Genomic DNA, 460 nt, shown 5'->3' with positions numbered 1-460 from the left:
TGTTCCTCCATATATCTACGCATTTCACCGCTACACATGGAATTCCACTCTCCCCTCTTGCACTCAAGTTAAACAGTTTCCAAAGCGTACTATGGTTAAGCCACAGCCTTTAACTTCAGACTTATCTAACCGCCTGCGCTCGCTTTACGCCCAATAAATCCGGACAACGCTCGGGACCTACGTATTACCGCGGCTGCTGGCACGTAGTTAGCCGTCCCTTTCTGGTAAGATACCGTCACAGTGTGAACTTTCCACTCTCACACTCGTTCTTCTCTTACAACAGAGCTTTACGATCCGAAAACCTTCTTCACTCACGCGGCGTTGCTCGGTCAGACTTCCGTCCATTGCCGAAGATTCCCTACTGCTGCCTCCCGTAGGAGTCTGGGCCGTGTCTCAGTCCCAGTGTGGCCGATCACCCTCTCAGGTCGGCTATGTATCGTCGCCTTGGTGAGCCGTTACC

1 rRNA gene is annotated in these 460 nt (G+C 52.2%); it reads right to left on the bottom strand.

Annotated features, from left to right (window positions below):
* A 16S ribosomal RNA gene (locus HMPREF3057_RS05225) occupies nt 1–460 on the bottom strand; the annotation flags it as partial.

Source organism: Streptococcus sp. HMSC072D05, from assembly GCF_001815805.1.
Taxonomy (GTDB): Bacteria; Bacillota; Bacilli; order Lactobacillales; family Streptococcaceae; genus Streptococcus.
Note: the sequence above shows the minus strand (reverse complement) of the source record. Positions and strands in the feature narration are given on the sequence as shown.